The organism is Spirosoma agri, from assembly GCF_010747415.1.
Lineage (GTDB): Bacteria > Bacteroidota > Bacteroidia > Cytophagales > Spirosomataceae > Spirosoma > Spirosoma agri.
Genome location: NZ_JAAGNZ010000001.1, coordinates 2,984,064 through 3,009,715, shown reverse-complemented (window position 1 = coordinate 3,009,715; position 25,652 = coordinate 2,984,064). Strand labels below are relative to the sequence as shown.

The following is a 25,652-nucleotide window of genomic DNA, read 5'->3' as shown; positions in this document are numbered from 1 at the left end:
AACACAACCCCATTTTACACATGAAATCAGTTATTGCAGTTCTCGTCGCCTGTTGCCTGTCCGCAGGAGCCTATGCACAGAACCAGGGTGGGGCAGCTAGTACAGTGGATGCTGCCGCGATGGATGCCGTCAAGAAAGACAAGGAGAAAAGCGACAAGGATATTGCCGATGCCAAAAGTGGGGCAAAAGCCAGTACCTGGATGGATCGGGCTAAAACCTACCAGAGCATTGCGGCTCAATACATCCGAATCGACTCCAGCGCAGCGACAACAGCTTACGAAGCGTTCAAAAAAGTAATTGAACTGGACAAAGACAAAAAAGGTGGTCCGGGCAAACTAGCGAAAGAAGCGGAGGAAGCCTTGAAAGGGCAGGCTCTGTACGGCGCGTTTATGCAGCAGGGTGTGGCTAAATTCCAGGCTAAGAATTACCCGGATGCGATGAAAGCGATGACGATGGCGGGTGATATCAATCCTAAAGATACCCTCGCTCCGTTGTACACGGCCATTGCCGCCCAGCAGGTAAAAGACAACGCAACGGCTAAAACGCAACTGGAGAAATACATCGCCGGTGGTGGTAAGGATGCATCGATTTACGGATCGCTGGCCATGCTCTACAGCACGGACAACGAAGTGGACAAAGCCCTGGCTACGTTAGACAAAGGAATTGCGCTGGCACCCGGTAACAAAGACCTGTCGAACGAAAAGATCAACATTATGCTGCGTACCAACCGGATGGATGAAGCCATTAACGGGATGAAGCAGATGATCGAAAAAGATCCGAATAACGTTCAGAATATGGTTAACCTGGGCATCATTTATGATAATGCGGCCACGAAAGCCAAGGAAGAAGTTCGTAAGCTAGAAGGTGAAACCAAGAAGGGAAGTAGCGCTGGTAAGCAACTGGCTGATGCGAAAGGATTGCTGGAAACGTATAACAGCGAAGTTACCCGGCTGAGTGGGTTGATCAAAAAGCAGCCCAAGAGTGCCGAGCTAAAGCGTCAGCTGGCTGACGTACAGAAAAAAGCGACTGACCAGAAGGCTGAGATTGCTAAACTGGACGCATCTGCTAAAGAAGCTGCCACAAGCACAACATCGGCCGATTCAGAAAAGAAGTTAGCCGAATTCAAACAGAAGCAAATGGAGCAAACGAACCTGGCAAAGGAGTACTACACCAAAGCCCTGGCCGTTGAACCCAATAACTACGATGCTAACTTTAACCTAGGCGTTTATTACTATAATGAAGGCGCTGAGTTGAACAAGCAACTGGCCGATATGGACGTTAAAGAGTATCAGGCTAAAGGCAAAGAAGTTGAGGGTAAAGTCTGTGGTCGTTTCAAGAAAGCGTTACCTTATTTCACGAAAGCAAAGTCAGTGAAAGAAGAGCCAGAACTGACGGACAACCTGACGAATCTTCAGAACATTTTGAAGCAGTACGAAGAGAAGAAAGTAGTCTGCGTCGATTAAGATAAATAGGGTCGGTACCGAAGAGCCGACCCTATTTAGTAACTACCTTACTTAACATAATATAAATTATATAACAAAAGTATTCCTGTACATGGCAGGCTTATCAAGCAGGTATCCACGTGGAACACTAAAGTATTGCTTTACAAGGAGTTAGGGTATATAGGGTGCGAAAAATGCCTTGATTGAGTTTAAATGCATCTTTTTCGTCAGTCTACCGAAGAGTAATAAACCGCTTTATCATAGAATGGCTAGACGAACGAATGAATTAAATTGTTCGCTACTACTCAATGACTTGCTATTTGACGTCGAGAACACTGGTTAAACGCGCACTCGAAAAGGGACATAAAATCTATTCCGTTTCATAAGTGCTGTCCAACTAATGCTGACGTCGACTGCTTAAAATTTTTACGATGGTATCGCTCGTTTCACACGTAGTTTGCAAGCCCAGTGCTATCTTAGTAGCCAGCTGACTGGTTTGGAACATGACTTCAAAGGACCGGTTTTTCAATGAGTAGGATTCCCTTTTATTTATTAAATTAAATCTAATCAAATTCAGCACGGCTGGTATTCGAGCTAATTTCTTTAAGTCATTCTGTTGATCAGTGGTTAGTAATCTGTCGCTGAAAAATTAGAAAAGCAGGCGCATGATAAAGTCGTGGCTGAGCCCATGCTGCCTATTATATAGAAGCAGACAGGTTAGTACTAGATGAAAAAAAACATCGTGTATAACGAAGTTACGCTACTACAAAGACATTTATCGTGTTGATCATGTGCTGGTAAAAACAAAAGAAATAACCCGAACTGAGTAAGTTTGGCTAAACGGTTGGGGTGTATTCCCGAAATGATCCATCTGTGTAAAAGATCAGTATCCGCTCCACCTTCTTCTCCACTAAAGGTAAGCCGACTGATTGTTCGGCAGAATTATCAGATGAGGATGTTGGTTGAGCGGGTGCACTCGGTGGAATTTCAGTACGCTGGCTACGAACACCTATAGGCTGTGGGGCCGGGTAGGTAAACCCTTCCATCCGATCCTGGTCCGGCGTACGTGTTACACTCCTGGCAGTGTAACCGGTTGGAATTGGTTGGCTACTAGTTTGATTGTCTTCTTCCATAATCCATTCGTAACCAAGTTCTGGAAAGCGACGGATTATTTTCTGAATGATATCGAAACTGGGTCGATTTCGGCCGGAGAGAATATGAGAAATGCTGGATCGTTGAACACCGATCTCGTCCGCGAAATAAGAAGGCGACAGATTCTTGTCGATCAGTATCTGTTTAATTTTGTCATTAATAGTCATTGGCTTCCGTTGAATCATAGTATATACAAAGATAAACTTAAATCTATATACAAAAATTGTATATGTAAATTTTACAAAAAAAATAGCCAATTGATATAAATCAATTGGCTATTTTTTACTATTGTATATTTGTATTAATGTAAATAACACACGGTTTTAAACCGATACGTTATTCTCACGGAGTGCATCATTCAACGATGTTTTTAAATCGGTGGATTCTTTGCGCTGCCCGATGATGATTGCACAAGGAACATGAAATTCACCTGCCGGAAACTGTTTAGCATAGCTACCGGGGATAACTACTGAATTAGCAGGAACAAATCCTTTGTATTCGACGGGCTTAGTACCTGTAACATCGATAATTTTAGACGAGCCAGTAATGGTGACCCCCGCTCCTAACACCGCTCGCTTGCCAATATGAGCCCCCTCGACAACTATGCAACGGGAACCAACAAAAGCGCCATCCTCAATAATGACGGGTGCTGCTTGCGGTGGTTCCAGAACGCCACCAATACCAACTCCCCCGCTGAGGTGAACGTCTTTACCAATTTGGGCGCAGCTGCCTACCGTCGCCCAGGTGTCAACCATGGTACGCTCATCGACATAAGCACCAATGTTTACATAAGAAGGCATGAGAATGACACCAGGCGCCTGGAACGATCCATAACGAGCTACAGCTGGCGGAACCACCCGTACCTTAGCATCGGCAAAATTCGTCTTCAAAGGAATTTTGTCATGAAAAGAAAAAATTCCTACTTCCTCGGCTTTCATTTGCTGACTAATGAAATAAAGAAGTATGGATTTTTTTACCCACTCATTGACTGTCCATTCGCCATTTTCCTCAACCGGAGGATTAGCCACCCGAAGTTCTCCCCTATCTAATTGACTTATTACTTCTTTAATTATCTGAATGGATTTTGGCTCCTTTAATAAGTCTCTATTTGCCCAAATGGCTTCAATTGTGGTATTCATTTAATTAGAGTAAAAGTTTATATGTAATAGTATAAGTGCCTCACAAACAGGCATATAGTGTTATTAACAGAATTATATTTTGTATTTCATTGATATTATAAATAGCTACTTTTTTGCTGCTTCAAAGATAAGGATAAGACACGTATAGTTTAAATATAGGCCAACTTTTTTTCCCAGCAGACATATTGATATTACCACAGACAGTGTGTAGTAGTATCAACACATTCTATATAGAGCATGAATAATGCCATGGTGTTGATTGCCGAATACTAGTCTATGAAACCAGTAACAGCTCTACCCCTTCTTATTGATGTGCAGCGATTTTCAATCGATAATTAGCAGTGTTTAATCATGCTCCATTTGATTGATAATAGCGTGTGTATATCAGATCATTGCCTGGTTTTCTACTCCTGGCTATAACTAGAGAGCTACGTAGTCTCTTTAAGACATCCTGATTTCTATATGGTAAAGCGGTTTTATAGTGTTTAAAAAATGGATTACCGCTTGCTGGTTGGCCAGTAAAGCGATGCACTGAATGAGTAAGAGAATACTATGTATAGAGAAAAAGTTTAGGCAGAATTGTAGAACAAACTAACCAGTTGTGAGCACTTTGTGTAAAGCTACACTCTTACTTTCTCACTAATCATATAGAGTTAGAAGACATGTGAAAATGTGAAACTGGTATTAGTAGGTATCAATATAGATAATAAGAGTCATGCTATCTAGGCAAATTATACTAAAATTTAGCAAATACTATGTTCATTAAAATTATTTAGTAAAAACGTACATATACGTTAGCAAAACGATATAATTAGGCTAAACTGTTAGTAATTTTTGCGGATAAGCCTAACTTGTACTAGCAAAATAACAGATTTTAGCTAATTATTACTATAAATACTAAAGTATTTTTCCATTCTTACTAAAACCTTCTCTCCTATTACTAAAGATACATTTTTTATAGTGCTCCTGTATTAATGCGTATATTTGAACCGAAAACAAACCAATTTTTAGTTCATGGAAAAAATACGCGTTGCCATCAATGGCTTCGGTCGGATCGGACGGCTTTCGTTCAGACAGTTACTTGCCAAAGAAAACATCGAAGTTGTTGCCATCAATGATTTAACAGATAATGCAACCTTAGCACACCTGTTAAAATATGACTCAGTTCATGGTCGGTTTTCAGGCGAAGTTCAGTCAGACACAGAAAGCATCACTGTAAACGGAACACGAATTCATGCTTATGCAGAACGTGACCCTAAGAATCTACCCTGGAAAGAACTAAACGTCGATGTTGTTCTGGAATCAACGGGCCGGTTCGTAGACGAAGCAGGTGCAGGCCAACACCTCACCGCAGGTGCTAAGAAGGTTGTCATTTCCGCCCCTGCTAAAGGCAATATCCCGACCGTAGTACTAGGCGTCAATGACGATACACTAACGGGCGAAGAGACGATCGTCTCCAACGCTTCCTGCACAACCAACTGCCTGGCTCCAATGGCCAAAGTGCTGGATGATGTTTTCGGTATCGAAAAAGGATATATGACGACGATCCACGCCTACACGGCTGATCAGAATCTACAGGATGCTCCCCACTCCGATCTACGTCGCGCACGAGCAGCTGCTTTATCGATCGTTCCAACCTCGACGGGAGCGGCTAAAGCTGTCGGTCTGGTTCTGCCTCAGCTAAAAGGCAAACTGGACGGTAACGCCCTGCGCGTTCCAACGCCGGATGGTTCATTGACCGATCTAACGGTCGTATTAAAACGGGAAGTTACGGTTGAGGAAATCAACAACGCCATCAAGGAAGCATCGGAAACAACCCTAAAAGGATACCTGGAATACACCACTGACGAAATCGTTTCGATCGATATTGTTGGTAATCCACACTCGTGTATTTTCGATTCGAAACTAACGGCGGCAAACGGTAATCTGGCCAAAGTTGTCGGCTGGTACGATAATGAGTTTGGTTATTCTAGCCGTGTTGCCGATCTGATTACAAAGCTGTTTAAGTAGTACAATTGTAAATCATTTTATCAATGTTAACAAAGTAAATTTAAATACATTGGTAAATAGTATTAGTTTACACAGTTGACTTAGAGTTTACAAATGGGTGTGGTTTACAAAACTGCACCCATTTTACATTGTAAATAGTTAATTGTAAATCCTTTATCGAAGAAGAGTTGCTCATAGGTCGTCTTTATCCCTAAGTGAATTTCGTTAAGTGACGACGTATATAAATCAGTTGTATATTGTAAATCGACACAGTTGGCCGATTTAACTTGTTCCACACTGTACGCAAATAATTCGGGGCTGTCTGTTTTCAGATGGAGGGTTCCTCCCGGTTTAAGTAACCGTTTATACAGCGCCAAGAAGTGCGGATGCGTGAGTCGATGTTTCTCCTGTCTGGGCCTGGCGTGAGGGTCGGGGAAGGTAACCCAAATTTCGCTGACCTCCCCCTCGTTAAAAAACTCCTCGATGTATTTAATATCCGTCCGCAAGAAAGCGACATTGGTAAGTCCTTTCCGTTCGGCAATTTTAGACCCTCTGGCAATTCGATCGCCTTTGATGTCGACACCAATAAAATTGGTTGCCGGAAAGGCACTCGCTAAGCCAATCGTATACTCTCCTTTACCACAGGCCAGTTCCAGCACAATCGGGTTATCGTTCTTGAAATACTCGGAAAGCCAGTTACCTTTTATTGTTTTGTAAAGCGGTTTACCAACTTCAATAACGTTTATGCTTTCTATGTTGTGTAGAAAGAAATCATGTTTGCGACGCGTCACTGTTATAATTCGATTAATTCGGCGATGTGATAATTACTACCCGTAATGACGATCAGGTCGTCGGGCGTTGATTGATGTAAAGCGGCTGACAGGGCTGCATTGACGTCGGCGTAGGTGGTGCCGATCCGGCCTAGTTCGGCGGCTTCTGCCTGGAGCGTAACCGCCGGAAGTGACCGGGGCGAGTCGGCCTGACAGAAATAATAGACTGCCGATTCGGGCAGACTACCCAACACGTTCGTCCGGTTTTTGTCGGCAACGAGTCCGATAACGATTCGTAAGGTTGCGAACGGGATGGCGTGTACGGTTGCGAATAGAGCCTCCAGACCAGGCTGATTATGGGCCGTATCGGCAATGACTAGGGGCTGCTGCCGGATCGTCTGGAAGCGTCCTTTTAAACCCGTCAGCGAAACAACGGATCGTAATCCCTTCTTAACAGCCGCCGGAGACACGGGTAAACCAGCCTGCAACACCTCAACCGTGGTTAGTACGGTTACCGCATTCTGCTGCTGATAGCCGCCTAGCAGGTCAAGCGACAGCGTTTGTGTCGCCCCGTTTGCCGACTGAACCGTTATTGACCGGACACCATTCGACAGCCCGGTATCGGCAACGGTGTAGGTTTGGTCGGCAAAAACGATGGGAGAAGTTAGCAAATTAGCAATCTCTCTGAAGACGGGCATAGTCTCGGCCTGGGTCTCTCCGACGATCACGGGCACATGCGCTTTAGTAATTCCCGCTTTCTCCCGGGCGATCTCGGGTAATGTGTTCCCCAGTATGTCGGTATGATCGAGACCGATGTTGGTGATGACGGAGGCCAGTGGTGTGATGACATTCGTCGAGTCCAGCCGCCCACCCAAGCCCACTTCGATAATGGCGATGTCGGGTTGCTGACGCGCAAAATAAGCAAACGCCATGGCCACCGTCACTTCAAAAAACGAGGGCTCTATGGATTCGATCAAAGCCTGGTTTTCGGTCACGAACGCAGCCACATCGGATTCAGCAATGGGCACACCGTTGAGCCGGATTCGCTCGGTAAACGATTTGAGATGGGGCGATGTGTACAACCCAACCCGGTAGCCGGCCGACTGGTAAACAGCGGCCAGCATGTGCGAGGTACTACCCTTCCCATTCGTGCCGGCTACGTGAATGCTGTTGAACTGGTGCTGCGGATTACCCAGCGCTTCGCACAACCGGAGAGTATTGTCTAAACCAGGCTTGAGCGCTTTGGGGCCAATCCGGTGAAAAACGGGGAGCCGACTGTACAGATAGTCGAGTGCTTCCTGGTACTGCATTTATTTAGACGTAATAATAAAGGTAATTGTTCCGGTCGATGTGGGGGGCGTCGCGCTGCCTTTGGGCCGGAGCCGCAACCGTTGAACCGCTTTCCGGTACACTTCAACGACGGACGGGCTAACCGTTGTTTGCTGGGTTTGCACGCGGGTTATTTCACCCTCGCCATCGACGGTAATTTTAAAGACGATCTTTCCCGTCTCGTCCGAATCATCATTGACACTTGGGCGACCCGCCATCGACCAGCCCGATACGTCGAAGGCAACCCCCGTAGCGGACCCGCCGGGCGTACCGTATAAGCTCTTGGCGTCGATTTTACCGTTGGGATTTCCTTTATCACCTACCCCACTGGCATCATCACCATTGTTGTTGCCGCCCGTACCGGAGGCCTTCCCGACCGTACCGTTAGACCCTCCGCCACCCGACGATTTTTTAAAGAGCGCATCGTTGTTAACCGTCTCTACCTTTTTCGGCGGGGCCGGTGGCGCTACTTTTTCGGCGGGGGCCGCTTTAGCCGTTTCGACTCGTTTGGGTTCGGGCCGTTCGGGCGTGGTTACCGGGCTTTCCGCTTTGCTGGCAATGAGTGGTTTTTCGGTAGCGGTTTTCGCCGGTTTGGCCTCCTCCACCTTCGGCGTTGGCGTCGGGCGTGTTTTTTCCAGCCGGGGCGTGGTCGTCACTTTCGGGTTCGGCCGTTTCTCCGCAGCTTTTACATCCACGGGATTAGGTGAATCCGATGCCTTGTTGTAGGTCTGGATTCGGCCGCTCCCCCGGGCGTCGGTCCCGAAATTGACCTCCACAAATTCGATCGGGGGCGGATTCGGAATAGTTTGCGACAGATGAACGAGCAATAAAATAGCCACCAGGAGCACGTTGATAATAACGGCCCCCGCCAGCGACTTTACCCGAATGTCGTCTTCGTTCTCGAACGTAATACGGTTCATGGAATAGGGATTATTTGTTGAGACTATAACGCAGCAAGTGACGGCTTCGTTTATTGATCGATACATACGTGTACTTTTTGACCGTATTTACGATGTACGCGGTGCTGACCGGGCAACGTACTGGTGACTACGCTTGCGCTATACATCCGGTTACTTCTGTACATGCGCGCTCGAAAACACGTCAATAAACAAAGTAACATAAAATCTGCGACAGATGACCGACGGTGTCGCGTTTCAATGGTTATGTTTGCACCCTGGATGGTTTGATGTCCACTTGTCTTATGCCCGTTCTCCAGCCTATTGTTAATCTCGCCGAACTGCTTAGCCAGAAAGGAATCACCGACGTGGTTGTGGCACCCGGTTCCCGATCCGCCCCCCTGACGCTGGCCGTGGCCCGGCATCCCCGCCTGCGGGTACGCGTCATGGCCGACGAACGATCGGCTGGTTTTGTAGCCCTCGGTATGGCCCAGCAAAGCCGGAATCCGGTCGTGCTGATCTGTACCTCCGGTAGTGCTGTCTACAATCTGGCCCCGGCAGTGGTCGAAGCTTATTTCCAGCAGGTGCCGCTCCTGATCCTGACCGCCGACCGACCGCACGAATGGCTGCATCAGCAGGATGGGCAAACGATCAATCAGACCAGCCTCTTCGGGTCGCACGTAAAGCGGAGCTATGACCTCCCCGCCGATTATAGCCATGCCGATGCCCGCTGGTTTATCGAGCGTTCCGTCAACGAAGCCGTTACGCTGTGCCGGTCAGCCGCGCCGGGACCGGTCCACATCAATGTGCCCCTCCGGGAACCCTTCTATCCGACCGCCGATGAGCCGGTCCGTCCGGAGCCGGTTCGGGTCATTGACACACTCCCCGCTCAGCCTACCCTGTCGCCCGAAAGCTGGCATGGCCTCCTCAACGAATGGGATCAGTACGAACGTATTCTGCTGGCCGTGGGCCAGATTCCCCACGATCCGGCCCTGCTGACTGTTCTTCGGAAAATCAGCGAGGAGTTCATGATTCCGATCGTCGGGGAGATTACCAGCAATACATTTCAGAACAACCTGTTCATTACTCATACGGATACGTTCCTGACAGGGATGGATGACGCTTTCGGCGAGTCGCTCCGCCCCGATCTGCTCCTGACGATCGGCAATTCGTTCCTGACCCGGAACCTGAAAACGTTTTTCCGGCGCTTTCCGGCCCGTCGCCACTGGCACATTCAGCCGACGACCGACCGCATCAACGATTCCTTTCAATCCCTAACAACGATCATTCCGTCGGAACCACTCGCTTTTCTGGAGAAACTGTTCGCGGATCTGGACTACCAGCAGTTTTTGCAGGGCGACGATGCCGATGACACCAGCGCGTTTCTGAATCGCTGGCAAACGGCCGACCGGCAGGCAGCCCGACTCGTTCGGCAGACGGTAAGCGGTGACGATACCCGGCTAACGGACTGGTCGGCGGTACAGTTGATTCTGGATCAATTGCCCGGTCCGTCCGTGTTGCAACTGGCCAACAGCATGCCCGTCCGCTACGCGAACCTGTGTGGCGTCGACGAAGCGCAACAACTTCGTGTTTTTGCGAACCGGGGGGTGAGCGGTATCGATGGGTGCCTGAGCACGGCCGTTGGGGCTGCCCTGATGACGGATAAGCTCGTTACGCTGCTCATTGGCGATGTCGCCTTTTTTTACGACCGGAACGCCCTGTGGTCAGCGCCGATCCCGCCGAATCTCCGCATCGTGCTCCTCAACAACGACGGCGGGCACATTTTCCGGATCATCGACGGACCCAGCCGCCAGCCCGAACTCGAAACCTATTTTGAAACCCCCCACGGCTATACCGCCCGAAATACCGCAGATGACGCCCGAATCGAGTACACGATCTGTAACACGCTGGAGCAGCTACAATCGCTCCTACCCGATTTTTTTGCGGTAAGTCAACGGGCCAAACTCCTGGAGCTATCGACCGATAAGCGGGTCAATCACCAACAGTTCCTCACCTACAAAGCAAAAAGCAGCACGATCGGCAGTCAACGATAACGATCGTTATCGTTGACTGCCGATCGTGCTGCCTACGCCAGGTGACTCATTTGCCTAGTCGTCGAAAAACGTAAACGTATTCGTTTACGTCTCGGCAAAAACCGGTCAAAGAGCCCTCATCGCGCCCTGCCTGGCGCTAGTCAAACCAATACGTACCAACATCAACCAACCCGAAACAAGGACGGGGTCAGTTTGACGTGCTTCCTAAAGAAATTCGTGAAATGGGCGGGTTCTTCGAAACCCAGGCTGTAACTAATCTCGGCAATAGTCCAGTTGGTATGCTTTAATAGGGCTTTGGCTTCGCTGGCGATTCGGTCGGCAATGTGTTCGGTCGTTGTTTTTCCCGTGGTTTCCCGCAAAGCCCGGTTCAGATGATTGACATGGACGGCCAGCCGGCTCGCATAATCCGTGGCCGAACGCAGCGTGAACCGGTAGGCGGGCGACTCGATCGGGAACTGGCGTTCCAGCAGCTCGGTAAAAATAGCGGTGATCCGGGCATTAGCGTCGGGATGCTGGTAAAGCGTTTCGGAGGGCTCCAGCTTCAGTGCATAGTGAATCAGTTCATCGACGTAATTCCGGATCAGGTCGTATTTGAATCGATAGTTCGAGTTGATCTCATCGATCATCTTCTGAAAAATAACGCTCACGTGGGCATCCTGCTCATCGGTGAGTAGGTAAGCCGGCTTGCCACCGACGGCAAACATCGGGAGTTCATGCAGGCTCCCCCGAATTTTCTCCGTAAAGAAAGCCTCTTTGAAAATGCAGAAGAAGCCCGTTGTCTCGCCGGTGGCCACCTCCCGGACTGATTCCCAGGTGTAGGGCACCTGCGGGTTGAAAAACATCAGGGTGGAACCGTCTATCTCAATACTCTTATCAGCATAATGATAAACGTTCCTGCCCCGCATCAGGCTAACTTTATAAAAATCCCGACGGCTGTACCGGATGGGTGTGCTGTGTGGCCCTATGCAATCGTCCAGCCGGAATACATTAAAATGACCGATATCCTGCTGGAGATTATCGGGTAACCAGTTCAACTTCCGCTGGTAAAACTCTTCGATCGACTCGGTCTGTGGCATCCGGCAAAGGTACCGGATCCAAACAACTCGTCAAACAAGGGGGGCGTGGCAGCCATTCATAACGCATCGTAACTGAACACGGCCGTTCCCCGCTCTACGCTACGCCTATCGGCAACGGGCGGCCCGTTCGGAACGGGCCTGCTGATCGCCCGCCAGTTCGCCCCGTTGCCAGGCGGCACACGCCCCCGCTTTGTTGCCAGCGGCCAGTTCGGCCTTACCCAGGTAGTAGTAGAGCTGATCGACGGAGGCATCGAGTTTTTCGACCTGCCGCCATTCGGTCAATGCCTTATCTGCCTGTTGCTGATTCAGGTAATACAACCCAAGCGTACGGTGTGCCCAGGCATTGGCATTGTCCAGTCGCAGGGATTCCTGCACGAGCGGGAGCGCGTCCGCTGGTCGGTTGAGCATCAACAGCAAATACGCTTTGTTGTTCAGGTAATAGGGTTGATCTGGATTGGCCGTCAGGGCACGATCCACCGCAACCAGTGCCTCGGCGTAGTTGCCCGCCCGTGCCAGCAGCAGGCTCTGGTTGTTCAGCGCAGCATCCTGTTTCGGATTGATCCGGAGTGCCTTTTCGATGTCTTCCCGAGCGGGCTCAAACGCTTTCTGGCTAAAATACAACGCCCCCCGGTTGGTCAGTGCTTCAACATTATCGGCCTTCAACTGAATAGCCCGGTCGTAAGCGGCCTGGGCCTGGGCCGTGTTCGCCAGCCGAACGTAGGCATCACCCAGCCGGGTCTGGTAATAGGTCGAGTCTTGGTATTCGGTACGAATGCGTTGCAGATCCGAGAGGCTCCCGGCGGCATCACCGGTTTCGAGCCGTACCTCCGCGCGGTTCAGGTAGGCAGCACCAAAATCGGGATCGGCCTGGATGGCCCGGGAATAGTCGGCCAATGCGCCTTCCGGATCATCATTGCGAAATTTGGCCAGACCACGATTGTTGAACGCATCGGCAAAATCGGGCTTTTTGTCCAGTGCTTCCGTGTAATAGCGAATCGCTTCCCGGTACTCCCGTTTCTGCAACTGGACATTGCCCCGCAGAAAAAACTGGGCCGCTTCGTCGGTGTCTTTCGTACAGGAAAAAACAAGGAGCAGCAGGACAAATACGGCCGCATGACCACGAACTGGCCACGAGTGACCCGTGAAGTTCCTTACCTTTGTCCAATACAGTTTCCTCAAAGCAGTTCTCATTTTAATTCGTCAGTTGACAATGCGTTTCGTTCAGGATGTTCCCCATGCTCAGTTCAAAATTGGCCTCTTTGCCTGGAACAGCAAATATATTGTGAAGATCGAAGCCGGTCCTTACGAGCAGACGTATAAAATCAGCGAGATGGACCTGACCGATCCCGACGACGTGCCGACGATGCTCGATGAAGCGTTTCTGGCCACGGTGGCGCACCGGTTCCAGCAAATGGACATCGACTGGCAGGCCACCGGCGAACGAAACGGCGTCCTATAAATTGAGTGAACGAGTGAATGGCGATTGCGTGATCGGTAACCTGGTTTTACGGCTGAGGGGCATGACTCGCTCAGGCAAGAATCACCCAATCGCCATTCACTCGTTCACTCATTCGCCAATCGCTCCATTAACTCGTTGGTTTATCGGGGACGGGAGCTGATGCGTGGAATTCGGTGTAAATACGGTGCATGTAGTCATCCAGGAGTTGCTGGATTCGGGCGGGGTCATTCGAGCGAACGATCAGCCCGACGTGATGTTCCCGGTTCATGCGCCACCAGATTTCGGAATCCGTGAAGCGGGATTGGTCCGGCCATTGCTGACGCGCCAGCGACACGATCAGTCCGGCAAACTGCGGCCGATCGGCAGGCACCTGATACGGTTCATTCCGGGCAACGGCATTTTCCAGAATAGCCCACTCCCGCCAAAGGTTGATACCCGATGCGGCTTCGACCATTTCGGCGATGTGGGCACCCCCTACCCGCGATGCAGTTTCCAGAAAATAGACTTCTCCGTCGTGGTCGCCGATAATGTATTCGGAGTGCGACGCGCTATGCCGCATGCCAAACGCGTTCATCACACGCGCGTTCATGGCATAGAGCGATTCGATCTCGGGCGCATCGGGGGGTAGATTCACGGTCCGGAAAACACCGCCCCCGTGGGCTACTTCCATGGGCGTGGCCAGATACTTGCTGGCCCGCGTAAACACAACCCGACTCTCGTACGACAGCGAATCGACGTGATAGACCCGCCCCGGCCTGAACTGTTCGATCAAAAACTCGTGTCGCCGGTCACCCAGGGCGTGAATCACCGACCAGGCTTGGTCCAGCGAATGCACTTTCTGAATGCCGGTCGCCGACGCTTCCGACCGGGGTTTGATGAGCCAGGGTGCTTCGGTTGATTGCAGGAACTGGGTGATCGTTTCATCATGAAAGAGCGGACTGAAGGCCGGAACCCGAATACCATCCGACGAGGCCCGCATGCGCATGGCCAGTTTATCCCGAAAAAAACGGGCGGTGGTCTGTCCCATGCCCGGAATGCGGAACGTTTCCCGGACCAGCGCGCCTTTTTCTACGTCGAAATCGTCCAGCGCCACCACCCGATCGATTTTGCGCGAACGCATGGCATGGGCGAGTCCCGCAATCATCTGGTCTAAACTTTCCGACGAATTACTGGGCGATGGCAGAAAGAAAAACTCATCGATGGCGTCGCGGGGCCAGTCTTTGTCGGCTAGTTTCTGATCCGTCAGCAAATAGACCGTGTTGCCCAGCGCTTTGCAGGCTCGCATAAATTCCTCTCCCTTGAAGTAGGTAGCGATGCACAGGAAAGATAATGAACGCATGTGGTATAGAGATTGGGTGAAAGGGCGAATAGCGAACGAGTGAATGATTGGCGATTGGTGGACGAGTGATTGGTTAGCAGTCAATAATTCTCTATTTGCTTAGTTGCACGAGTACTCTTTCGCCATTCGCTCGTTCACTTTTTCGCCAAATTACCCAATTAACCCGTTACACGCCCCCTACTGTTTGCAGATAATTTATCAACAGGCGGATGCCAAAGCCCGTAGCATTTTTCTGGGAACCGAATTCCGTATCAGCGAAGGCAGTTCCGGCAATGTCGAGGTGCGCCCAGGCGGGGTGGTTCTCGGTGAACACTTCCAGAAACTTGGCGGCACTAATGGACCCGGCAACGGGCTTACCGCTGAAGTTTTTCAGGTCGGCCACGTCTGATTTGATATCCTCTTTGTACACATCCCAGACGGGCATGCGCCAGACGCGTTCGCCCGTTCGATTACCGGCGGCAGCCAGTTGAGCGGCCAGTTCATCGTTGGGCGTAAACAGGCCAGCCGCGTGATAGCCCAGAGCCGCAATCACGCTGCCGGTCAGGGTAGCGAGATCGATCAGTACGTCGGGCTGGAAGTTGCGAACCATGTACCCCAGGCCATCGGCCAGAATAACCCGTCCCTCGGCGTCGGTGTCGATAATTTCGATGGTCTTCCCACTGTAAGCCGTAATGACATCACCGGGTTTGGTCGAACGCCCGTCTACATTATTTTCCGTAGACGGCACAATGCCGATCAGATGCACGGGCAGGTTTAGCTTCGCAGCTGCCTCAACGGTTCCCAGCACGGCAGCCGCGCCACCCATGTCGCTCTTCATCAGGTGCATATTGGTCGAGGTCTTGATCGATATGCCCCCCGTATCAAAGGTGACGCCTTTCCCGACCAGCCCCACCTTGGGTATCGGCTGACCGGACGGTTGAACCGACAGATCTGGTTTATACTCCGCAATGATCAGCACCGGTGGCGTATCGCTGCCCTGGCTCACGCTGAGCAACGCGCCGAGGCCCTGCCGCTCCAGTTCGGCCTTGTCCAGAATGGTCACTGAGTAGCCATGTTTCTGCCCCGATTGGGTGGTCCAGTCGGCCAGCGTCTGCGGATTTTTGTAATTAGCCGGGGCATTCATCAGATCGAGCATTTCGCGCTGGGTCTGCGCAATGGCGTCGGCCTGCGTCAACGCGCGACTCGCCGACGCCATTGATTCGCCGGTTACCCGGATCGTCAACTGCCCATCGGCGGCATAAAATGCCGGAGCTTCGCCTTTATCGGTCTGGTAAAGCCGCAGGTCGTACCCCCCCGCCCGGATGCCGAGCACGACGAACTCGACAACCTCGCCACTGAATGCCGTCAGATCGACGCTGACCTGTTGGGGAAATTTCGCTTTCTGGGTGAAAAACAGCTTCCGGAATGCCTTTAGCCACTCGATCGAGCCGGGTGCCTTTCCCAGTCCCAGCAGGTACGTACGCTGGCCACCGGGTTGATAGATGGGCAAAACGTCGTGGAGGTCTGCGTTGAAATCGGTCTGTAGCACCGACGCCGGTACCCCCAGCCGCTCGGCCTGTTCGCGAAGCCATTCAGCTAACTCGTCGGTTTTTACAACCGGAATAATCTGCACAGGCGATGAAATGGCCTGTGTTTGAAGAATAATCTGCATATCAATCTATAACTATACGGACGAACGCCCCATCGTCGGTTTACGATTTGGCGACCTGGTCAAGCCGACCTGGTCGGCTTGACCAGGTCAGTAGAACAGCCACTCAACCGCTTTCGGAAACTCATGTCCCCAGAATGATTCACTGTGTCGCCCGTTGGGATCAACCGCTAAGGTACTCGTTATATTGTTCGTATCGGGCGACTGAGTCAGTGAATCGATCAGCTTCGTTAGGCTGGAAACCATCGATTTCGATTCGTCCCCCCCGCCAAAAACATACACTTTTGTATCAGGCTCCACCCGGCAGCGGGCCGCGTCGGCAAAAACGGTTTTAGCGATCCACAACGATGGCGAAAAAACCAGCCATCGACCAAAAGTACGCGGATGCAGCAACCCACCGTACAAACTGATCAGCCCACCCAGCGAACTTCCCCCAATTCCCGTATGAAAGGCGTCTGTCTTTGTCCGAAACGTCTGGTCGATCTGCGGCTTTAGCGTATGGACAACAAAATCGAGATAGTTCCGGCCATCACCGGTTCCGGCCAGCGTACGATCCAGGGTAAACTCCTGAAGACGACTGTCTTCTCCATGATCAATGGCAACGACAATCAGTTCGTGGTGATGCCGGGAAGCCAGCACGGCCAGCCGTCGATCAATTTCCCAGCTGCCGTAGCCAGACCCTGCCCCAATCAAGTTCTGCCCGTCGCTGAGGTATAAAACGGGGTACCGTTTATCGGAATACTCGTAATCGTGGGGAAGCAGCACGCGCACCCGGCGTTCAGTCTGGCGTTGCGGCCTGGGAAAATCAGCCACCATCAAATCCAGTTTCGGCAGCAGGTCCGGGTTGTACGACCGGCCGAACCACCGCCAGTGGGGCACCCGATCACGCCTAATTCCGGTCTCTTGCTGACTGATTCGGTTCGGAGGCACCTCACCCGCTTCGTCGAGTTCGACGTGGTCCCAGCCACCCCGCGTGTATTTGTAGTCCAGCACGTCGGGCAATGCCACATCGGCCGGAAAATCAAGCGCATAATGGCCCAAACTGGATGGTTCCGGACCAGGTTGGTTTCGGACTGGATGGTCTGCTGTTACCGGCCACAGCCGGAAGGCTTCTACGTCCGGATACCAATCGCAGAAATTACCGGACAAGTAAACCGGTCGATCATCCAGAACGGGGGTAGTCAGTTCAAAGCGTAGCGTTGATGGCATTAATTCAGTTGATGAAGAAACAAAGGTACGTCAGACCTCGATTTTATAAACGAAAACAGGCCGAACGAGCGGTCCGGCCTGTTTCAAGAATGGCAACAAAAGACGTTACTTGATGAACAACCACTTGTTATACAAGGCTTTTTGGGCGTCCGTCTGATTAGGAAGTGGTTCAAGCCGATAGCTAACCAGTGGGTTTTGGGTCAGCGTAATCGATACTTCGCGCAGCAGGCCCGCCCGGTTGACGAGCACTTTCAGCACGTCACCCACCCGCCGACCGCTGACGAATCGCAGCAGATCGTCACCGACCCGAATATCGTCTACCGAGATGATCTCGTCGCCCACGTTCAGCCCGTCCGTATAAGCCGCTGAGCCACGCCGAACGCTGGTTACCGTCGCTTTGCCGTTGGCCGGACTCGTCGATGCGCCCAGAAAGCCGTCCTGTGTTTTGCTGGCTACGTTCGTTAGTTTGAGGCCAACCGGTTCAAAGTACGCGTTGTAATTGATCGGGTTAGCGGAGTTTACCGCCGTCGTGAAGAAATCGTCCAGCTTCCGACCGGCGATCTGTTCAGCCGCCCGCCGGAATTCCTCGTCCGTAAAACCGCGTTTCTGCTTCTTGTAGTATTCGGAGTAAAGAAACCGCATCAGATCGTCCAGGCTGCGTTCGCCATTGCTGCCCGCCAGAATAGCCAGGTTCAGTAACGTGCCCAATACGCTGCCTTTGCTGTAGTACGAAATTGTGGTATTGGACGAATTTTCGTTCGGGCGGTAGCCTTTGATCCACGCATCCCAGCTCGACTCAGCCGCCGACTGAACCCGGTTGCCTGGTTGATTTTCAATCGTACCGATGTCGTTGCCGACAATGGTCAGGTAAGCCTCGGGCGTGTGGAAACCGGCCCGGCGCAGAATATTGTCTTCGTAGAACGATGTGCACCCTTCCGACAGCCAGAGCATGTGGGTGTAGTTCTCGTTCTCGTAGTCGAACGGCCCGAGCGCCACCGGACGAATCCGTTTCACGTTCCAGAGGTGGAAATACTCGTGGGCCACCAGCGTCAGGAAGTTCTTGTAGTTCGTCTCGGTCGAATAGGCCGTCCGGTACGTTTCAAGCGTGGTCGAATTCAGGTGCTCCAGGCCACCGCCCCCCTGCGGAATGTGATGAACAATGAACGTGTAGTGCTTACAGGGATGCTCACCCACAACGGTAGCGGCTGCCTCGCAAACCCGCTTGTAGTCAGCCGACAGGCGCTTTTCGTCATAGTACACATCCCCGAACATGGCGACGGTATGCGGCACGTTGGCAGCGGTAAACGTAAACAGGCGCTGATTCCCGATCTCGATCGGCGAATCGACCAGCAGATCGTAGTCGGCCGCTTCGTACGTATACTCGGCTCCGGAGACGGGTTCGAGCCCGGTCGTGACGGTTTTCCACGCTTTATAGGGCTGTACAACAACCCGGTGCGGCTGACCTTTCAGGGCGTCGTGGTACATGAACATACTAGCGGGGGTGACGTACCCATGATCGACATCGACAAAACTGGTTCGCACCGTCAGTTCGTTGGCGTATACCCGGTAACGGATCGTCAGGTTATCATCCGCGGTGGTTACCCGCCAGGTATTTTTACGAATTTTTTCGCTCGGTACGGGTTTGCCCCCAACCATCGCCGTGAACGCTTCCACGTTTTTGGCGTATTCCCGGATCAGATACGACCCCGGCGTCCAGACCGGCATCTTGATATCGATGTAGCCATTCTTTTTGGCATTGGTCGCCGTAGCGACGTTTTTCAGCTGCATTTCCACCTCGAAGTAGTGCGTCTGCGGTTCGGGCATCGACAGCACATAGGTGATGGATGGCGAGGCTGCGGGTGGGTCTTCGTCTTTACCAATCGGCGGGGTTGCCGTGGCGGAAAAAGCAACAAAAAATGTCCAGACAGTAAGTAAATACAGGAGCCGGGCGTTTTTTTTCATACGGAAACAGGAATACCTTCGTTTTTTGTCCAGATTTGACCGGATATTTGTCAATTACCGGCGAAGCTACGACGCATTCCAAGCATTCACAACCGTTCATTTCGTTTATGCCCTATTCAATCACCCAACTGGGTCAACGTCAGACGTTCCGATTTTCTCCGGACTGGCGGCCGTTTTCCCTGATTCTTGGGTTGCTTATTGTGCTGTCGGCGCAGGCCCAGCGAACCCAGAGTTACGCAGAACCCGATTACCACTACCGGAATGGTATGGAGCTGTTCGAGAAAAATAATTACGCGGCTGCCCGCTACGAATTCCGGCAGTATCTCGAACCCCGGCGCGGTGATGGCACCCGTACGCTGCTCAACACCACCGATCAGAACGCGGTCGAGGCCGAGTACTACATTGCCCTGACCAGTCTCTATATCGACGAACCGGGCGCGGAAGTGCTGGTCGACCGGTTTGTGAAGGACCACAGCCAGCACCCGAAAGCCGGGCAGTTGTATGGGGATCTGGGCACGTATTACTTCACTCGTCAGGATTACGCCAAGGCGATCAACTTTCTCGAAAAGGCTGTGGCGCAGGGCGGAGCGAACACGAAATTCAAGTACCAGCTGGCCCTCTCCTACTACAACACGCAGGACCTACAGCGGGCCTTACCGCTGCTGAACGAGGTGAAACGCGACCCAAACTCAACGGATGCACCAGCGGCCTCGTACTACGCGGGGGTCATCAATTTCCGGAATAAGAACTTTACCGAAGCCGTAACCGATTTCCGGCGCGTTGAATCAAACCCGCTGTATAAGGATCAGGTGCCGAACTGGATCGCGCAGGCTTTCTATCGCCAACGCCGGTTCGATGAGCTGCTGGCCTACACCGAACCGCTACTTCGCCGGAACACGGGGGGCAACTTTAGCGAGGTCGCCCTGTTTACGGCGGAGGTATATTACCAACAGAACCAGTTCGCCAAAGCGATCCCGTACTACAAACAGTACATCACGGCAGCCGGGACCAAAGCACCAGGAGCCGTTAAATTCCGGTATGGGCAGTCGCTGTTCCGCACGGGTGCCTATGCCGATGCCATTACGCAGTTAAAAACACTGGCGGGGGGCAAGGACACGACGGCGCAGTACGCGGCTTATACGCTCGGGGTCAGCTACCTGCAAACGCAGAATCCCACCTACGCCCTGAACGCGTTCGATCAGGCGGGGCGGCTGTCGTTTAACCGCGCCATTCAGGAAGAAGCCCGCTTCAACCATGCCAAGTTACAACTGGATCAGAACAATGGGGCCGATGCCGTTAAAGAACTTACGGCTTTCCTGAAGCAGTATCCGGACAGTAAATTCGAAAACGAAGCGAATGAACTGGTCGGTGAAGCGTATTTCGCATCGAATAATTACCCGGCGGCCATTGCCTACATCGAGGGACTGAAACGACGGACCCCTAAAATCAACGCCACCTACCAACGCCTGACCTACAGCCAGGGGGTGAGTGATTTTAACGCCGAACGCTACCCGCAGGCCGTGGCAAACCTCGACAAATCATTGAAATTTCCGGTGGATACCGATCTTCAGCAGGCTGCTCAATTCTGGAAAGCCGAAGCCTACTCGGCCGGAAAACAATACGATACGGCGATTCCTCTCTACGCCAGCATCACGAAAGGTCCGGGCGAGTATGCCAGCAAAAGTTTATACGGACTCGGCTACGCGTATTTCAATAAAAAGGACTACGGCCGGGCGCAGACCTACTTCCGCGATTTTGTGAGCCGGGGCAGTAACGCCGACGGATCGGCCCAGGTGCAGGACGCAACGGTGCGGCTGGCCGATTCGTATTTCGCGACCAAGCAGTACGAAAACGCCATGCGGTACTACGATCAGGCGATTGCCCAGAATGCCCCGGACAAGGATTATGCGTCTTACCAGAAAGCGGTCATTCTGAGTTACGTCGGCCGGGATAGCGAAGCCAAAGCGCAGTTCGATCAGGTGCAGCGGCAATACCCGAACTCGCGTTTTGTCGATGAATCGTTGTTTCAGACGGCAAACGTCGACTTCGAAAAGGGTGCTTATCAGGTGGCTATCCGGGGGTTCTCGAAGCTGATCGATAGCAAGCCGACCAGTAAACTGATTCCGGCGGCTCTGCTGAAACGGGCCATCGCCTACGGCAATATCCAGCAGTACGATCCCGCTGTGGCCGACTACAAACGCATCCTGGCCGATTTTGGCGAATCCGATCAGGCGCAAAGTGCCCTGCTGGGTATCCAGAACACGCTCAACGACGCGGGTCGGCCCGAAGAGTTCTCACAGGTGCTGGGCCAGTACAAAAAGGCCAATCCGGCGAGCAGTGACGTAGAGCGGGTTCAGTTCGAGAATGCCAAAGACATTTATTCGAATCAGAAGTATCCGCAGGCGATCCAGTCCCTGCTGGCGTTCATGCAGGAGTATCCGGCCAGTCCGAACACGAACGAAGCCCGTTATTACCTGGCCGAATCCTACCGGCAGACCAGCGATGTGGCCAATGCCCTTCGGTATTATAACCTGATCATTGCCGACAACAAATCTGATTTTCTGATCCGGGCGGCTACCCGCGCGGCAGACCTGGAAAGTAAGCAGAAGAACTACCCGCGTGCCATCCGGAATTACCAGGTCATCCTGTCAAAAGCGGGCAGCAAAGCCGAACAGGTAGCGGCCCAGCTCGGTCTGATGGATACGTATTTTGCGATTCCGAAGCCTGATTCAGCGGCCTCCGTTGCCCGCGAAGTCGTTGCCGCTGGCAACGTGGTGCCGGGCGCGCAGAACCGGGCGCAGTTGATGCTGGGTAAAGTGGCGTTCAGCAAAGGGGACTATAAAACGGCGCAGGCTGATTTCGAAAAAACGATTGCGCTGGCCAAAGACGTCAACGGCGCTGAAGCGCAGTATTACCTCGGCGAAATTCTGTACAAGCAGAAGAAATACAAGGAGTCCGTGACTACCCTGCTGAAGTTCAACGAGCAGTTCAGCGAGTTTGAATACTGGAAGGGAAAAGCCTTTATGCTCGTGTCTGATAATAACGTAGCACTGGATGAAACGGCCCAGGCTAAAGCGGTGCTGAATTCCATTATCGAAAACTCATCCGACCAAACCATTATCGCCGAAGCCAAACAGAAGTTGGCGGTCCTGGAGTCGAAAAATTAATTTCGGCTTGTAGGCCGTGGGCGATACGGGAATGCCGTCTTCTGCGGAGTAACGTATCGCCTACAGCCTGAAGCCTACATGAACCGTATGATTCATCCAACCCGTTCCCTACTCACGCTTTCCTTTCTTTCCCTGACTGTCCCGCTTTTGGCGCAGCAGCCAAAGCCAACGCGGCCGGTCAAAGAAGGCGAAGTGGATAATCAGGAAATTACCGTCGAAAAGAGCCGGAAGATCGAGCTTCCACCCGCCAATCGATTATTCAATAAAGTTCCTTCGGTGAAATCGTCGGCCGAACAACGGAAACTCACCTATGAGTTTGAAGACCGCAAGCTGACCGTCGGTGATCCCCGGATTACGCCTGGTGTACTCGCTCCGGCTACCACCCAGCCCGACGATTCACCCGTCTACAGCAACTACGTGAAGCTGGGGGCGGGTAACTACAGCTCGTTCTTGGGCGAAGGCTTCGTGGGCATCAATAACCTCTCGAACTTATCGCTCGAAGGTAACGTCCGTCATCTGTCGTCCGGAATTGGCCCCGTCGATGGCAAAAACTCAGCCCAGAGCGATACCCGCGTGAAGATTACGGGGAAATACCTGACCGACGCCTTTAAGCTCCAGGCCGATCTGGGATACGACCGGAATGCCTATAACTTTTATGGTTACAGCCGCGAATTTGCGAACTCGTCGGCGTTTAATCCCGACCTTATCAAACAAAACCTGAATACCCTTAACCTGAAGCTGGGTATCGAAAACGCCAATACCGAGAATGCCATTGATTACTCCCTGCGTACGGGGATTACCTCCCTGCGCGACCGGTTCAATGCGTCGGAAACGGACTGGGGCACGAACTTCAACGGATCGCTGGGCATCACAGACAACGTCTTCGCGCTGGTGGCAGCTGATGCCTACGTGACCCAACGTTCGGACGGCACCATCGTGGATAACCGAAACCTGTTTCGGGTGAAGCCAACGTTTAAGTACACGTCCTCCCTGTTTACCATAACGGCGGGGCTCAATGCCGTCAACCAAACCGATCAGCGGCAAGGCATTAACAACACAAGAGCGTTTCCGGTCCTCGATATCGATGTTGTTCCGGTAGCCAACATCCATTTCTTTGCCGGTCTGGATGGAGATATCAACCGAAACACATTACGCTCATTACTAAGCGAAAACAAGTGGTTAGCTCCACAAGTACTTTTAGTTAACACTGTTAAGTCGCTGGATATCTACGGGGGTTCAAAAGGAGCGCTCGGTGGCGGATTCTCGTACGAAGGCAAAGTGTCCTACGCCAGTTATCGGGACTTCTCTACCTTTAACAACACGTTTCCGGATTCGACCAAGTTCTTTGTGCTCTACGATGGCGGTATTTCCCGGGTGTTGACGATTTCGGGGCAGCTTGCTTACGCCCGAAAGGACAAATTCCGCTCCACGCTGAAAGGAGACTTCTTTCGCTACGGGTTAGACCGCCTGGCAGAAGCCTGGGGCCGTCCGCAGTTCGCGGGGACGTGGACAAACTCGTACATTCTGAATAAAAAGCTGTTCGTCACCGCTGATTTATATTTCTATCAGGGCATCAAGAACTCAAACGTTACATCCAATACGGTCTACACCCTAAAACCGATCTACGACGCCAACATCAAAATTGACTATTTCCTGGGCAAACAGGTCTCTGCGTTTGTCTCGTTAAATAATATCTTTAACCAGAAGTACGAGCGTTATTTGTATTATCAGTCGCAAGGCCTTAACTTTCTCGGAGGAATTAGTTATTCCTTCTGACATCCAACGACGCGATATCCATGGCTTCCGTTAATGAGTACCTTAAAAAGTTGCTGTACCAGTACGACTGTGTCGTCATACCCGAGTTGGGAGCCTTCCTAACCCACTACCAGGCAGCATCCTTCACGGAAACCAGTGGTCTATACCTTCCACCGCGGAAACGAGTTGCGTTCAACGAAGCACTAAGGCTCGACGATGGTATTCTGGCAAATTATATCATGCTGCACGAGCCGGTTACCCGCGACGGTGCCCAGCGACATATCAGCTTATTCGTTACCGAACTGCGTCAACAGATTGCCCAAAACGGTCGTTTCGAGCTGGATGGTATCGGTACGTTTACCCTAAATGACGAAGATCGGCTTCAGTTTGATCCGAACTTACGGCACAACTTTTACGGCGAAGCCTACGGGATGAGTGCTATCTCTGCCCAACTGGTCAATCGGGTGCCACACCTCGAACCCGCTCTCGACGCGGTACCGGTTACGGCACTGGGTCCTGTTCTGCGGGATGAACACACCTATCTGGAACCCCTACGTCCCACTCGCTCTTACTGGCGTGTAGCCGCAACAGCCCTACTCGTTGGGTCGCTGGGTCTGATCAGCTATTTTTCGGTTGTTAAACCGGGTCAGTCTCTGCAAAGCAGCCTTGACCCAGCTAACCTGTTTCGGGTTCCGGCGTCATACGTTACCAGTTCAGCGACGGTAGCCGAGCCAGAAAAACCGATTGTCGTTGCTCCGCCGGTAAGCGTACCCGCGGCAACGGTGCCAGTGGCTAAACCAACACCTGCCCCTGTTCAGCCGGTTGTTGTCCCTGCACCCGTTTTGGAAAAGAAACCACAACTCGAGCAGCCCGTTAGCCAGCCAGCCGTTGCGGCCGAACCGGTACGAACTACGCCTTATTTTACGGTTATTGCCGGTAGTTTTTCCAGCAAACGAAATGCGCTCCGGCTACGCTCGCAACTGAAAAAAGCGGGATACGCTGATGCGTACGTTATTTTTCCAACCCAGAAAGGCCAGCTATTTAAAGTAGCGGCTGCGGGTTCGGCCAGTCGTGAAGAAGCCGTTGCTAACATGCAAGCTGTCGGTGGCATTGCAGGTGCAGAAACCTGGATCTATAAAAATTAGACAGTGTCTTTCTCACGAGTCAACAAAGAAGGCCACCTACCCGGGTGGCCTTCTTTGTTGACTGGCTAGTTTACTGGCTTCTATTTACCCAGAGCTGAACATAACGAAGGCCCCCGCTTTC

At 51.8% G+C, this 25,652-nt stretch carries 18 protein-coding genes; 7 read left to right on the top strand and 11 right to left on the bottom strand.

Annotation, left to right across the window (positions count from 1 at the left end; translation table 11 throughout):
* Window positions 1-20: 20 nt before the first annotated feature.
* Window positions 21-1,463 carry a tetratricopeptide repeat protein gene (locus tag GK091_RS12515; RefSeq protein ID WP_164038189.1) on the top strand — a complete coding sequence of 481 codons (1,443 nt, stop codon included), beginning with the start codon at window positions 21-23 and terminating at the stop codon, window positions 1,461-1,463.
* Between the two features lie 815 nt (window positions 1,464-2,278).
* Here GK091_RS12515 and GK091_RS12510 read toward each other — a convergent pair.
* Window positions 2,279-2,761: a helix-turn-helix transcriptional regulator gene (locus tag GK091_RS12510; RefSeq protein WP_164038186.1), complete on the bottom strand. Its 483-nt coding sequence runs from the start codon at window positions 2,759-2,761 to the stop codon at window positions 2,279-2,281.
* Window positions 2,762-2,917: 156 nt separating this feature from the next.
* Entirely contained in the window at window positions 2,918-3,733 is an 816-nt protein-coding gene (locus GK091_RS12505) for a 2,3,4,5-tetrahydropyridine-2,6-dicarboxylate N-succinyltransferase (protein ID WP_164038183.1), read from the bottom strand.
* A gap of 1,014 nt (window positions 3,734-4,747) precedes the next feature.
* Between GK091_RS12505 and gap the strand changes: the two genes are divergently transcribed.
* Window positions 4,748-5,743 carry a type I glyceraldehyde-3-phosphate dehydrogenase gene (gene gap / locus GK091_RS12500; protein WP_164038180.1) on the top strand — a complete coding sequence of 332 codons (996 nt, stop codon included), beginning with the start codon at window positions 4,748-4,750 and terminating at the stop codon, window positions 5,741-5,743.
* 104 nt (window positions 5,744-5,847) lie between these two features.
* Here gap and trmB read toward each other — a convergent pair whose 3' ends face one another.
* From trmB to GK091_RS12485, 3 genes are read right to left on the bottom strand one after another with little or no spacing between them, the layout of a single operon-like run.
* Window positions 5,848-6,513 (bottom strand): tRNA (guanosine(46)-N7)-methyltransferase TrmB, encoded by a 666-nt coding sequence (trmB, locus tag GK091_RS12495; RefSeq protein WP_164038177.1) that lies wholly within the window; start codon window positions 6,511-6,513, stop codon window positions 5,848-5,850.
* A gap of 2 nt (window positions 6,514-6,515) precedes the next feature.
* Window positions 6,516-7,802: a bifunctional folylpolyglutamate synthase/dihydrofolate synthase gene (locus tag GK091_RS12490; RefSeq protein ID WP_164038173.1), complete on the bottom strand. Its 1,287-nt coding sequence runs from the start codon at window positions 7,800-7,802 to the stop codon at window positions 6,516-6,518.
* Complete coding sequence (locus tag GK091_RS12485) at window positions 7,803-8,741, bottom strand: hypothetical protein (protein ID WP_164038168.1); 939 nt, start codon at window positions 8,739-8,741, stop codon at window positions 7,803-7,805.
* A gap of 281 nt (window positions 8,742-9,022) precedes the next feature.
* Here GK091_RS12485 and menD point away from each other — a divergent pair, with 281 nt between their 5' ends.
* Window positions 9,023-10,771 (top strand): 2-succinyl-5-enolpyruvyl-6-hydroxy-3-cyclohexene-1-carboxylic-acid synthase, encoded by a 1,749-nt coding sequence (gene menD, locus GK091_RS12480; protein WP_164038166.1) that lies wholly within the window; start codon window positions 9,023-9,025, stop codon window positions 10,769-10,771.
* Window positions 10,772-10,932: 161 nt separating this feature from the next.
* Here menD and GK091_RS12475 read toward each other — a convergent pair whose 3' ends face one another.
* Both GK091_RS12475 and GK091_RS12470 read right to left on the bottom strand, forming a co-directional pair.
* Window positions 10,933-11,847 (bottom strand): helix-turn-helix domain-containing protein, encoded by a 915-nt coding sequence (locus GK091_RS12475; RefSeq protein WP_164038162.1) that lies wholly within the window; start codon window positions 11,845-11,847, stop codon window positions 10,933-10,935.
* Between the two features lie 105 nt (window positions 11,848-11,952).
* Window positions 11,953-13,026 (bottom strand): tetratricopeptide repeat protein, encoded by a 1,074-nt coding sequence (locus GK091_RS12470; RefSeq protein WP_246202222.1) that lies wholly within the window; start codon window positions 13,024-13,026, stop codon window positions 11,953-11,955.
* 31 nt (window positions 13,027-13,057) lie between these two features.
* Here GK091_RS12470 and GK091_RS12465 point away from each other — a divergent pair, with 31 nt between their 5' ends.
* Window positions 13,058-13,306, top strand: a complete 249-nt coding sequence (locus GK091_RS12465; protein WP_164038154.1) for a hypothetical protein — start codon at window positions 13,058-13,060, stop codon at window positions 13,304-13,306.
* A gap of 127 nt (window positions 13,307-13,433) precedes the next feature.
* Here GK091_RS12465 and GK091_RS12460 read toward each other — a convergent pair whose 3' ends face one another.
* The 4 genes from GK091_RS12460 to GK091_RS12445 form a co-directional block, all read right to left on the bottom strand.
* Window positions 13,434-14,645 carry an ATPase gene (locus GK091_RS12460; RefSeq protein ID WP_164038151.1) on the bottom strand — a complete coding sequence of 404 codons (1,212 nt, stop codon included), beginning with the start codon at window positions 14,643-14,645 and terminating at the stop codon, window positions 13,434-13,436.
* A 166-nt stretch (window positions 14,646-14,811) separates the two neighbouring features.
* A complete protein-coding gene (locus tag GK091_RS12455) occupies window positions 14,812-16,296 on the bottom strand; it encodes a leucyl aminopeptidase family protein (RefSeq protein ID WP_164038146.1) in 1,485 nt (494 codons plus the stop codon).
* 87 nt (window positions 16,297-16,383) lie between these two features.
* Entirely contained in the window at window positions 16,384-17,502 is a 1,119-nt protein-coding gene (locus GK091_RS12450) for an alpha/beta hydrolase (protein ID WP_164038143.1), read from the bottom strand.
* A 105-nt stretch (window positions 17,503-17,607) separates the two neighbouring features.
* Entirely contained in the window at window positions 17,608-19,464 is a 1,857-nt protein-coding gene (locus GK091_RS12445; RefSeq protein WP_164038140.1) for a M61 family metallopeptidase, read from the bottom strand.
* 107 nt (window positions 19,465-19,571) lie between these two features.
* Between GK091_RS12445 and GK091_RS12440 the strand changes: the two genes are divergently transcribed.
* The 3 genes from GK091_RS12440 to GK091_RS12430 all read left to right on the top strand — a co-directional run bounded on the left by GK091_RS12440 (window position 19,572) and on the right by GK091_RS12430 (window position 25,531).
* A complete protein-coding gene (locus GK091_RS12440) occupies window positions 19,572-22,631 on the top strand; it encodes a tetratricopeptide repeat protein (protein ID WP_164038136.1) in 3,060 nt (1,019 codons plus the stop codon).
* 87 nt (window positions 22,632-22,718) lie between these two features.
* Window positions 22,719-24,407, top strand: coding sequence for a TonB-dependent receptor (locus tag GK091_RS12435; protein ID WP_164038133.1), 1,689 nt, complete (start codon window positions 22,719-22,721; stop codon window positions 24,405-24,407).
* Window positions 24,408-24,427: 20 nt separating this feature from the next.
* A complete protein-coding gene (locus GK091_RS12430) occupies window positions 24,428-25,531 on the top strand; it encodes an HU domain-containing protein (RefSeq protein WP_164038129.1) in 1,104 nt (367 codons plus the stop codon).
* The last annotated feature ends 121 nt before the right edge of the window (window positions 25,532-25,652 follow it).

What these genes read in the sequence shown, in the direction of transcription:
- GK091_RS12515 (WP_164038189.1), top strand. Translation starts at nt 21, where the DNA reads ATGAAATCAGTTATTGCAGTTCTCGTCGCCTGTTGCCTGTCCGCAGGA.
- GK091_RS12510 (WP_164038186.1), bottom strand. Translation starts at nt 2,761, where the DNA reads ATGACTATTAATGACAAAATTAAACAGATACTGATCGACAAGAATCTG.
- GK091_RS12505 (WP_164038183.1), bottom strand. Translation starts at nt 3,733, where the DNA reads ATGAATACCACAATTGAAGCCATTTGGGCAAATAGAGACTTATTAAAG.
- gap (WP_164038180.1), top strand. Translation starts at nt 4,748, where the DNA reads ATGGAAAAAATACGCGTTGCCATCAATGGCTTCGGTCGGATCGGACGG.
- GK091_RS12490 (WP_164038173.1), bottom strand. Translation starts at nt 7,802, where the DNA reads ATGCAGTACCAGGAAGCACTCGACTATCTGTACAGTCGGCTCCCCGTT.
- GK091_RS12485 (WP_164038168.1), bottom strand. Translation starts at nt 8,741, where the DNA reads ATGAACCGTATTACGTTCGAGAACGAAGACGACATTCGGGTAAAGTCG.
- menD (WP_164038166.1), top strand. Translation starts at nt 9,023, where the DNA reads ATGCCCGTTCTCCAGCCTATTGTTAATCTCGCCGAACTGCTTAGCCAG.
- GK091_RS12475 (WP_164038162.1), bottom strand. Translation starts at nt 11,847, where the DNA reads ATGCCACAGACCGAGTCGATCGAAGAGTTTTACCAGCGGAAGTTGAAC.
- GK091_RS12465 (WP_164038154.1), top strand. Translation starts at nt 13,058, where the DNA reads ATGCGTTTCGTTCAGGATGTTCCCCATGCTCAGTTCAAAATTGGCCTC.
- GK091_RS12460 (WP_164038151.1), bottom strand. Translation starts at nt 14,645, where the DNA reads ATGCGTTCATTATCTTTCCTGTGCATCGCTACCTACTTCAAGGGAGAG.
- GK091_RS12455 (WP_164038146.1), bottom strand. Translation starts at nt 16,296, where the DNA reads ATGCAGATTATTCTTCAAACACAGGCCATTTCATCGCCTGTGCAGATT.
- GK091_RS12450 (WP_164038143.1), bottom strand. Translation starts at nt 17,502, where the DNA reads ATGCCATCAACGCTACGCTTTGAACTGACTACCCCCGTTCTGGATGAT.
- GK091_RS12445 (WP_164038140.1), bottom strand. Translation starts at nt 19,464, where the DNA reads ATGAAAAAAAACGCCCGGCTCCTGTATTTACTTACTGTCTGGACATTT.
- GK091_RS12440 (WP_164038136.1), top strand. Translation starts at nt 19,572, where the DNA reads ATGCCCTATTCAATCACCCAACTGGGTCAACGTCAGACGTTCCGATTT.
- GK091_RS12435 (WP_164038133.1), top strand. Translation starts at nt 22,719, where the DNA reads ATGATTCATCCAACCCGTTCCCTACTCACGCTTTCCTTTCTTTCCCTG.
- GK091_RS12430 (WP_164038129.1), top strand. Translation starts at nt 24,428, where the DNA reads ATGGCTTCCGTTAATGAGTACCTTAAAAAGTTGCTGTACCAGTACGAC.